8 protein-coding genes are annotated in these 10,211 nt (G+C 64.0%); 1 reads left to right on the top strand and 7 read right to left on the bottom strand.

Annotated features, from left to right (window positions below; translation table 11 throughout):
• Positions 1 to 54 precede the first annotated feature (54 nt).
• From Q8R73_RS02240 to Q8R73_RS02260, 5 genes are all read right to left on the bottom strand, one after another.
• Positions 55 to 774: an RraA family protein gene (locus tag Q8R73_RS02240; protein WP_305717923.1), complete on the bottom strand. Its 720-nt coding sequence runs from the start codon at positions 772 to 774 to the stop codon at positions 55 to 57.
• Between the two features lie 141 nt (positions 775 to 915).
• Entirely contained in the window at positions 916 to 1,842 is a 927-nt protein-coding gene (gene pssA, locus Q8R73_RS02245) for a CDP-diacylglycerol--serine O-phosphatidyltransferase (RefSeq protein ID WP_371126007.1), read from the bottom strand.
• Between the two features lie 48 nt (positions 1,843 to 1,890).
• Positions 1,891 to 2,589 (bottom strand): phosphatidylserine decarboxylase, encoded by a 699-nt coding sequence (locus Q8R73_RS02250; protein ID WP_305717924.1) that lies wholly within the window; start codon positions 2,587 to 2,589, stop codon positions 1,891 to 1,893.
• A gap of 137 nt (positions 2,590 to 2,726) precedes the next feature.
• On the bottom strand, positions 2,727 to 5,267 hold the full coding sequence (locus Q8R73_RS02255) for an excinuclease ABC subunit UvrA (protein WP_305717925.1): 2,541 nt from the start codon (positions 5,265 to 5,267) through the stop codon (positions 2,727 to 2,729).
• 133 nt (positions 5,268 to 5,400) lie between these two features.
• Positions 5,401 to 7,293, bottom strand: a complete 1,893-nt coding sequence (locus tag Q8R73_RS02260) for an ABC transporter ATP-binding protein/permease (protein WP_305717926.1) — start codon at positions 7,291 to 7,293, stop codon at positions 5,401 to 5,403.
• Positions 7,294 to 7,610: 317 nt separating this feature from the next.
• Between Q8R73_RS02260 and Q8R73_RS02265 the strand changes: the two genes are divergently transcribed.
• Entirely contained in the window at positions 7,611 to 8,216 is a 606-nt protein-coding gene (locus Q8R73_RS02265) for a TIGR00730 family Rossman fold protein (RefSeq protein ID WP_305717932.1), read from the top strand.
• Positions 8,217 to 8,219: 3 nt separating this feature from the next.
• Here Q8R73_RS02265 and Q8R73_RS02270 read toward each other — a convergent pair whose 3' ends face one another.
• Together Q8R73_RS02270 and cimA are read right to left on the bottom strand one after the other, a co-directional pair.
• Entirely contained in the window at positions 8,220 to 8,603 is a 384-nt protein-coding gene (locus tag Q8R73_RS02270; protein WP_305717927.1) for a VOC family protein, read from the bottom strand.
• A 134-nt stretch (positions 8,604 to 8,737) separates the two neighbouring features.
• Positions 8,738 to 10,211 (bottom strand): citramalate synthase (gene cimA, locus Q8R73_RS02275; protein ID WP_305717928.1); only part of this gene is annotated, 1,474 nt, incomplete at its 5' end.

The raw sequence follows: 10,211 nt of genomic DNA on the forward strand, positions 1-10,211 counted from the left end.
CAATGCAACTCGAACCCGTGATACGGACCGGTGTCGAAGTGCTCGCTTTCTCCGTCAGTGAATTTCAGCGGAACGCTTCAAGGCCTCTTTCAGCTTTTCCAGCGAGAAATCCTTGCTGCGCGCGATCTCGAGGATCGGCGTCTCGCGGCGGGCGCAGAGTTCGCAGGCATCCGGCACCTTGGCTGCGATATCATGCGGGATCACGATCGCGCCGTGGCTGTCGGCGTGAATGAGATCGTCGGAGCGTACTGTCATGCCGGCGACGCGGACTTCGCCGCCGAAGCTTTCGGCGTGAACCCAGGCGTGCGACGGACCGATCGAGCCTGCCAGCGCCTGGAAGCCGGGCGCCCATTGCGGGATGTCGCGGATCGAGCCGTCGGTGATGACGCCGAGACAACCGAGCGCCTTGTGCACGTTGCTCTGCACCTCGCCCCAAAACGCGCCGTAGCCGACGTCGGGGCCGTCGATGTCCTGGATCACGGTGATGCGCGGGCCATGGCCGGTACCGACATATTCGTAATAGTCGATGCGCCGTTTCGACGCCTCATCGGCCGGCAGGCCCGACTTCACGACCGAACGGATGGTCACCGTGCGCGCATAACCGACCATCGGCGGCAGATCCGGGAACGGACAGACCAGGGGCTTGGTGGTGTAGCCGATCAGGCGGCGTTCTGGGGCGACGATTTCCATCGCATTGCAGATCGTCGGGGTGTCGTAGCGCGCCAATGCTTCGAGCACGGATGCGGGCAGCGGCGCGGATGCGGATTTCGTCACGGGCGTTTCTCTCCAGATTTTGAAGGGCCGCCGTTTTGAAGCCGCCCGTTGATCTGCCTATAGCCGAGATTGGGACCGAACCCAACTCGGCGGCAGCTCATGGCAGATATCCGAAGGAAAAGTCGCCGGCGGATCGGCGGATCAGTTCAGCCGCGTCGGACGGTCGTCCTTCGCCGGCTCGGCGACCGGCGGAACGAACGGCGGCGCGGCGGTATCCGGCGGGGCGGCATCGGCCGGCGGCGCCGCGGCCAGCGCATCGGCAGCACGCTGATGGCCGCGATAGGCCTTCCAGCCCCAGGGCAGGCTCAGGAGGTAGAGCACGGACCCCACCGACAGAATGTGCCAGGGATATCCGATCAGCAGCGCCACGAACAAGATCACCGCGACGAACACCGGCAGCACCATTTCGGGCTGCACCCGCAAGCGCACGGTCTTGCCGGAAAATACCGGCAACCGCGATACCATCAGGAACGCGATCAGCAGCGTATAGGCCGTAGTCAGTTCGACCGGCGGCACCGGCACACCGAGGAAAGAAAGATAGATCGGCAACAGCACCAGGATCGCGCCGGCGGGTGCCGGAACGCCGGTGAAGAAATTCGCCGCGAAGGCCGGCTTGTTCGGATCGTCCATGGTGGCGTTGAAGCGCGCCAGCCGCAGGCCGCCCGAGATCGCAAACACCATCGCGGCGATCCAGCCGACATTGTTCAGATCGTGCAGCGTCCAGGAATACAGGATCAGACCGGGTGCGACGCCGAAATTGACGAAATCGGCAAGACTGTCGAGCTCGGCGCCGAATTTCGACTGGCCCTTGATCATGCGGGCGACACGGCCATCGACACCATCGAGCACCGCGGCGAACACGATCGCCGCGACGGCGAGTTCCATCCGCCCCTCGGTGGACAGGCGGATCGCGGTCAGCCCTGCGCAGATCGCGAGCAGCGTGATGACGTTGGGCACCAGCATCCGCACCGGGATCGGGCGAAACCGGCGCCGGCGCATTTCCGGGGATTTGGGATCGATGGGGGTCTGCATCGACAAGATATAGCAACTGCCAGGCGGCTGCGCCATTGTGGCGGCGCCGTGGCGGCCGGCCAGGCCGGTCATCGCCTGAAATAGTTAATCGGTGCGCCAGGTGCGGCCGCCGTCGCCCAGCCTGAGATCGGCCAGCACGGTCTCCCCGGCCACCGCCGTCTGCCCCACGGACACCAGCGCCTTGCTGCCCTCCGGCAGGAAGACATCGAGCCGCGAGCCGAAACGGATCAAGCCGAACCGCTCGCCTGCGCCCAGCGACTGCCCTTCGCGCACAAACGAGACGATTCGACGCGCCACCAGGCCGGCGATCTGGACCACGCCGATGCGGCCGTCCGGCGTCGAGATGACCAGCGAATTGCGCTCATTGTCTTCGCTCGCCTTGTCGAGCTCGGCGTTGATGAAAGCGCCCGGCCGGTACGCGATCCGGTCGATCCGCCCGGTCACCGGGCTGCGGTTCACGTGGCAGTTGAACACGCTCATGAACACCGAGATGCGCAGCAGCGGCTTGTCGCCGAGGCCGAGCTCGGCCGGCGGCAACACCGTCGAAATCAGCGAGACGCGCCCGTCCGCCGGCGACACCACGATGCCCTCGCGCACCGGCGTCACCCGCACCGGATCGCGGAAGAACAGCGCGCACCACACCGTCAAAAGGGTGCCGATCCAGCCCAGCGGGGTCCAGATCCAGAACAGGAACAGGCTGACCAGCGCAAAGCCGCCGATAAAGGGGTAGCCCTCGGGATGAATCGGCGGAATTTGAGCGCGGATCGAGTTTACGATAGACATTTTCAGGGGTTCACTGGTTCGTTATCCCCCTCCCCCTTGGTGGGAAAAGGCGGCGTTGTCCGCCCCTCATTATTCCAGAACCGCAGGTCGCGAAACCCCTGATCTTGATGCGGACGACGGCAGGATGCCGGCGCGGTTCAGGCGAGAAAACCTGCCAGATACCTGGCCGTCCGGCTGCCCGGCGCCGATGCCAGATCCGCAGGAGTGGCGGCGGCGACGATCCGGCCGCCTTCGTCGCCCGCGCCAGGTCCGATATCGATGACCCAGTCGCTGGCCGCCACGACGCTCATGTCATGCTCGACCACGATCACGGTATTGCCGGTTTCCACCAGTTTGCGGAGCTGTATGTTGAGCCTTTCGACATCGGACGGATGCAGCCCGGTCGTGGGTTCATCGAGCACATACAGGGTGCCACCCCGCTGCGCGCGTTGCAGTTCGGTCGCCAGCTTTACCCTCTGCGCCTCGCCTCCCGAAAGCTCGGTCGCCGGCTGTCCCAGCCGGATATAGCCGAGACCGACCTCGCGAATGACCTCGAACGACCTGCGAAGCGTCGCATCGTCCGCAAAGAATTCGAACGCCGCGTCGACCGTCATACCCAGCACATCGGCAACCGACTTCTCGCGAATCCTGATTTCGAGCGTCCTGGCATTGAACCGGGCGCCGTGACAGGCCGGACACGGCGCGTAAACGCTGGGAAGGAACAGCAGTTCGACGGTGACGAACCCTTCGCCCTGGCAGGTCTGACATCGGCCCTTGGCGACATTGAACGAAAAACGTCCCGCGTCGTAGCGGCGCGCACGCGCCGCCTTGGTAGCCGCGAACAGCTTTCTGACATGATCGAACAGGCCGGTGTAGGTGGCCAGGTTGGAGCGCGGTGTGCGGCCGATCGGCTTTTGATCGACCACGACGAGCCGTTTCACCCCCTCCATGCCGCCGGTGATGCTGCCGCCGAGCGTTGCGACGGCCGACCGTTCGAGTTGTTCCTCTTCGTCATCCTCCGGTGGCATGTCATGGCCAAGCTTTTCAGCTACCGCTTCGACCAGGAACTGGCTGACCAGGCTCGACTTGCCCGAACCGGAAATGCCGGTCACGCTGGTGAGGACGCCCAGCGGGAAATCGGCATCCACGCCAACGAGATTGTTGCGCATCACGCCGCGCAGACGCAGCCAACCGGTCGGCGCCCGCGGGGGCGATTGGGCCGGTCCAACCTCCCTAAAAAGGTGACGCCGCGTCAGCGAGCGCTCGACCCGCTTCAACCCCTCCGGCGGTCCGCTGTAGAGCACGTGACCGCCGAGTTCGCCCGCGCCCGGCCCGACATCGACGATCCAGTCTGCCTGTCGGATGACGTCCAGTTCATGCTCGACGACAAACAGCGAATTGCCCGATTTTTTCAGGCGACCCAGCGCTCGAACCAGTGCTTCGGTGTCGGATGGGTGAAGACCCGCGGAGGGCTCGTCGAGCACGTAGACGACGCCAAACAGGTTGGAGCGAACCTGGGTGGCCAGACGGAGCCGCTGCAACTCCCCGGGCGACAGCGTCGGCGTACTGCGTTCGAGGCTGAGATAGCCGAGCCCGAGATCGAGCAGCACCGAAAGCCGCGAGTTCAGATCCTGCGCGATCCGCCCGACGACAACCGCCTTTTCCGGATGCTGTGCATCCTCCTTTCGGCCAGCCGTCCCTTGGGCGGAAAAGACTTCGAACAGCTGCGCCAACCGTTTCAGCGGCAGACGCGACATCTCGGCGATGTCCAGCCCGGCGAATTTGACCGACAGCGCCGCACGGGTCAGCCGCTTGCCGCGACAGAGCGGACATTCGGCACTCAACAGATATCGCGCCACCCGCTTCTTCATCAGCGGGCTTTGGGTATTGGCGAAAGTCTGCAGCACATAGCGCCTGGCGCCGGTAAAGGTACCCTGATAGCTCGGCTCTTCCTTCCGCCTGAGCGCGCGCTTGACCTCGGCCGCATCGTAGCCGGCATATACCGGCACCGTCGGCTGCTCGTCGGTGAACAGGATCCAGTCGCGGTCTTTCTTCGGAAGCGTGCGCCAGGGTCGGTCCACGTCGTATCCGAGCGTGGTCAGGATATCGCGCAGGTTTTGTCCGTGCCACGCGGTCGGCCATGCGGCGACGGCGCGTTCCCGGATCGTCAGACTATCATCGGGCACCATCGACTTCTCGGTGGCTTCATAGACCCGGCCGAGCCCATGACATCGAGGGCAGGCGCCCTCGGGGGTATTGGTCGAAAACGACTCGGCATACAGCAGCGGTTGGCCGCGCGGGTAATCACCGGCACGCGAGTAGAGCATCCGCAGCAGATTGGAGAGCGTCGTCACGCTGCCGACCGACGATCTCGTCGTTGGCGAACCACGTTGTTGCTGCAGGGCCACCGCAGGCGGCAGCCCCTCGATTTCATCGACCTCCGGCACCGCCATTTGATGAAACAGTCGCCGCGCATAAGGAGAAACCGATTCGAGATACCTGCGTTGCGCCTCGGCATAGAGGGTGCCGAAGGCCAGCGATGATTTGCCCGACCCCGAGACGCCGGTGAAGACGACCAGCGCGTTGCGCGGAATCCTCAGGTCGACATTCTTGAGATTGTGCTCGCGCGCGCCTCGAACCTGGACAAAGCCGTCAAGGTCCGGGCCGGCTCGAGAGCCTCCAGTAACAGGTTCGTCCATTCGAAAGGGCTTTCAAGACCGCGTGGATTGCCTGTGGCTAACCGGCCAATAAAGGTTTTGATCCGCTGAAAACTACGGGATACCGCCGATCCGGCGAACTATCGTTCTCTCGTCAGCGGAACGCGACTTCGGGCTAAGCCAGAGGCAGCGCTTCCGGCCTGTCCGTCACCACGGGATCGTCAACCGCTGGCGGTGCCCGGTTGGGCGCTGCGTTCTCGTCGGCAATAAGCGCCAGGCGTTCCCGCGCCTCCTGGGCTTCGCGCTGCCTGTTCCACATGCTGGCATAAAGTCCGCCCGATGCCAGAAGCTGGGAATGGGTGCCGCGTTCAGCGATGCGGCCCTGATCCAGCACGATGATTTCGTCGGCGCCCACGATGGTGGAAAGCCGGTGCGCGATGACGAGCGAGGTGCGGTTGCGCGACACCCGCTCCAGCGCATCCTGGATTTCCTGCTCGGTATGGCTGTCGAGCGCCGAGGTCGCCTCGTCGAGCACCAGGATCGGCGGCGCCTTCAGCACCGTACGCGCGATCGCGACGCGCTGTTTCTCGCCGCCGGACAGTTTCAGTCCGCGCTCGCCGACCTGGGTTTCATACCCCTTCGGCGACATCCGGATGAAACCGTCGATCTGCGCCAGCTGCGCCGCCTCTTCCACCTCGGCGTCCGACGCGTCCCAGCGGCCGTAACGGATGTTGTACCTGATCGTGTCGTTGAACAGCACGGTATCCTGCGGCACCATGCCGATCGAGGCCCGCAGCGACGACTGCGTGACGTTTTTGATGTCCTGGCCGTCGATCAGGATCCTGCCGCCGGACACGTCGTAAAGCCGGAACAAGAGCCGCGAGATGGTCGATTTGCCCGCGCCGGAGGGACCGACGATCGCCACGGTCTTGCCGGCCGGCACCTCGAAACTGAGACCCTTCAGTATCTGGCGGTCGGGATCGTAGGAAAACTTCACGTCGTCGAAACGCACATTGCCCGAGCTCACGATCAGCGGCTGGGCGCCCGGAACATCCTTGATCTCGGGGTTGCGCGACAGCACGCTGAACATCTTCTCGATGTCGATCACTGCCTGCTTGATCTCGCGGTAGACCATGCCCATGAAATTCAGCGGCTGATACAGCTGGATCATCATGGCGTTGATCATGACGAAATCGCCGACCGTGTTGGTGCCGTTGCGCACCCCGATCGCGCACATCAGCATGGTCGCGGTGAGGCCGGCGGTGAAGATGATCGCCTGCCCGGTATTGAGCACGGCCAGCGAAGTGTAGGTCTTCACGCTGTTGCGCTCGTAGCCCTCCATCGAGCGGTCGTAGCGCGCGGCCTCGCGCTCCTCGGCGCTGAAATACTTCACCGTCTCGTAGTTCAGCAGCGAGTCGATCGCCTTGGTGTTGGCCTCGGTGTCGGACTCGTTCATCCTGCGGCGGATCTCGATCCGCCATTCGGTCGCGACATAGGTGTAGTACATGAAGATCACGACGGTGATCAGGGTGACCAGCACATAGCGCCAGTCGAACACCCACAGCAGCACGGCCATCAGCAGGACGACTTCGACCACGGTCGGCACCAGTTGCAGGATCACCATCCGCACGATGACCTCGATGCCGGAGCGGCCGCGCTCCAGCACCCGGGTCAGCCCGCCGGTCTTGCGCTCGAGGTGAAAGCGCAGCGACAGTTCGTGCATGTGGACGAAGGTGAGATAAGCGAGCTTGCGCACCGCATGCATCGCTACCCGGGCGAAAATTCCGTCGCGCCACTGGGTCAGCACCGCCATCAGCACGCGCAGGCCGCCATAGCTCGCGGTCATGATCAGCGGCGAGGCGATCAGCCAGAGCATCCAGTTCGACGCCTGCACCGGCGCACTGTCGGCGCCGGTCAGCGCATCGATCGCCCATTTGAAGGTGAACGGCACCGTGAGCGTCGCCAGCTTCGCTGCCAGCAGCAGCACCATCGACCAGACCACGCGCGTCTTCAGGTCGGCGCGATCGCCGGGCCAGATATACGGCCACAGATGCGCCAGCGTCCCCATCAGGGAAGCCTGTTCAATCGACTTGTCTCCGGAGGTTCCACCAGAAGTCACTCGGGAAGACGGCGCGTCTCCGGCGCCGCGATGCGAATCACCGTGGGCCATCAACAAAAGACCTTGGGCAAGTCGCAGCGCCGACCAGCGGTCGCGGCTATTTTTCGGTTCCTCGGCATGCTGCGTCATATAGAGGGTTTGCCCGCCGCGTGCACCCTCAAAGGGCGGCGAATCTCTCGCGATTTCCCCCATTTTGCCGACGATTCAACTGCCTTTGTGAATCCGCCAGGGTTGACGCCCCTACTTCGCAGTGCCACATGCCCGATATGACCACGATCAAAACCGTTTGTGTGTATTGCGGCTCCGGCCCCGGCACCAACCCCCGCTTCGTCGAAGCCGCCATCGCATTCGGAAAGACCCTCGCCGAAGACGGTATCCGTCTCGTCTATGGCGGCGGCTCGGTGGGGCTGATGGGCGCCGTGGCCAAGTCCGTGCTCGATCACGGCGGCGCGGTGACCGGGATCATTCCCGAGTTCCTGACCGCCCGCGAAAACGCGCTCAGGCGCGTGCAGGAATTGATCGTCACGCCTGACATGCACGAACGCAAGCGGCTGATGTTCGAGCACTCCGATGCCTTCGTGGCACTGCCCGGCGGCATCGGGACGCTGGAGGAACTGGTAGAGCAACTGACCTGGCAACAGCTCGGTCAACACAGCAAGCCGATCCTGCTCGCCAACATCGACGGCTTCTGGGAGCCCCTGCTGGCGCTGCTCGCGCATATGCGGGAAACCGAGTTCATCCGGCCCAATTTGCAGGTCGATATTCTCAAGGCCGAACGCGTCGAGGACATCCTGCCGCGCCTGCAGGCCGCAGCGGCGCGTACGCCCGAGGGCGCCGGGGACCTGACGCCTGAACTGGCGAGCAAGCTCTAAAACTTATCCCGCATCGCCGGGAAACGTCACCGCCTCGATGCGGTTGCCGTCGGGATCGGTGATGAACGCCGCATAGTATTTCACGCGATCATGCGGGCGCAGGCCCGGCGCGCCGTCGGAACGGCCGCCCGCCTGCAACGCCGCCGCATGAAACGCGTCGACATCGGCGATGGCCCTGGCGCGGAAGCAGATATGGACGCCGTTTTCGGGCGCGACCCGCTCCATGCCGGCGCGCAAATTGATCCAGAATTCGGGATAGGTCTTGCCGAAACCGACCGTCGCTGGCCGCGTCACCAGCCGCGAAAGGCCGAGCGGCGCAAGGGCCGCCTCATAGAAGCGCGCTGATCGGTCGAGATCGCTGACGCCGACGGAGACGTGATCGATCATGGAAAGTCCCCCGCTTCCTCAACGTCATTCCGGGCACGCGATAGCGCGAACCACAGATGCGCAATTGCGCATCGGGGAATCCCGAGATTCCGGGTCTGGTCCTTCGGACCATCCCGGAATGACGCGAAATCCCCTCACACCGGCGCGGCTGATTTCACCAGCTTGTAGACCACCGAATCCATCAGCGCCTGGAACGAGGCGTCGATGATGTTGGGCGACACGCCGATCGTGGTCCAGCGCTCGCCCTCCTCGTCCTCGCTCTCGATCAGCACCCGCGTCACCGCCTCGGTGCCGCCATTGAGGATACGCACGCGGTAGTCGATCAGCTTCAGGCCTTCGATGTATTTCTGGTATTTGCCGAGATCCTTGCGCAGCGCCACGTCGAGCGCATTGACCGGGCCGTTGCCCTCGGCAGCCGAGATCAGCCGCTCGCCGGCGACATCGACCTTCACCACCGCCAGCGCGACGGTGATGCGCTGGCCGTTGGCGTTGTAGCGCTGCTCGACATTGACGTCGAACTGCTCGACCCGGAAATACTCAGCCACCTTGCCGAGCGTGCGCCGCGCCAGCAGGTCGAACGACGCGTTGGCGGACTCATAGGCATAGCCCGCAGCCTCGCGTTCCTTCAACTCCTCGACCAGCCGTGCCAGTTTCGGATCGCTCTTTTCATATGGGATGCCGGCGCGATCGAGTTCGGCGATGACGTTGGAGCGACCGGCCTGGTCGGACACCAGCACCTTGCGGTGATTGCCGACCGTTTCAGGCAACACGTGCTCATAGGTGTGCGGATCCTTCAGCACCGCCGAGGCATGAATGCCGGTCTTGGTCACGAACGCGCTTTCGCCGACATAGGGCGCGTGGCGGTTCGGCGCGCGGTTGAGCATGTCGTCCAGCGTTCGCGACACCTTCATCAAGGTCGCCATCCTGTCGGCGGACACGCCGATCTCGAAGGCATCGGCGAATTCGGACTTCAGCCGCAGCGTCGGGATCAGCGAACACAGATTGGCGTTGCCGCAGCGTTCGCCGAGCCCGTTCAGCGTGCCCTGGATTTGCCGCACCCCCGCACGCACCGCGGCCAGCGAAATGGCCACCGCCTGCTCGGTGTCGTTATGGGCGTGAATGCCGAGGTGATCGCCGGGAATCTGCTTTGTCACCGCAGCGACGATGCTCGCGACCTCGTGCGGCATGGTGCCGCCATTGGTGTCGCACAACACCACCCAGCGCGCGCCGGAATCGTAAGCCGCCTTGGCGCAGGCCAGCGCGAATTCGGCGTTCTCCTTGTAGCCGTCGAAGAAATGCTCGCAATCAAGCATCACCTCACGGCCCGCCGACTTCGCCGCCTTCACGCTGTCGCGAATCGAAGCGAGATTCTCCTCGTTGGTCGTCTCGAGCGCCACCCGCACCTGATATTCGGACGACTTCGCCACGAAACAGATCGCGTCTGCCTTGGCCTCGATCAGAGCAGCCAATCCCGGATCGTTCGAGGCCGAGCGGCCGGGACGGCGCGTCATGCCGAACGCAGTGAATTTCGAGTGGCTGAATTTCGGCTTGGTTGCGAAAAATTCCGTGTCGGACGGATTGGCGCCGGGATAGCCGCCCTCGACATAG

Origin of the sequence: Bradyrhizobium sp. (genome assembly GCF_030697065.1) — a bacterium.
GTDB lineage: Bacteria > Pseudomonadota > Alphaproteobacteria > Rhizobiales > Xanthobacteraceae > Bradyrhizobium.

Bases quoted from the DNA above. Each gene is read 5' to 3' on its own strand.
- pssA (WP_371126007.1), bottom strand. From the start codon at position 1,842: ATGGCGCAGCCGCCTGGCAGTTGCTATATCTTGTCGATGCAGACCCCC.
- Q8R73_RS02250 (WP_305717924.1), bottom strand. From the start codon at position 2,589: ATGTCTATCGTAAACTCGATCCGCGCTCAAATTCCGCCGATTCATCCC.
- Q8R73_RS02255 (WP_305717925.1), bottom strand. From the start codon at position 5,267: ATGGACGAACCTGTTACTGGAGGCTCTCGAGCCGGCCCGGACCTTGAC.
- Q8R73_RS02260 (WP_305717926.1), bottom strand. From the start codon at position 7,293: ATGGGGACGCTGGCGCATCTGTGGCCGTATATCTGGCCCGGCGATCGC.
- Q8R73_RS02265 (WP_305717932.1), top strand. From the start codon at position 7,611: ATGACCACGATCAAAACCGTTTGTGTGTATTGCGGCTCCGGCCCCGGC.
- Q8R73_RS02270 (WP_305717927.1), bottom strand. From the start codon at position 8,603: ATGATCGATCACGTCTCCGTCGGCGTCAGCGATCTCGACCGATCAGCG.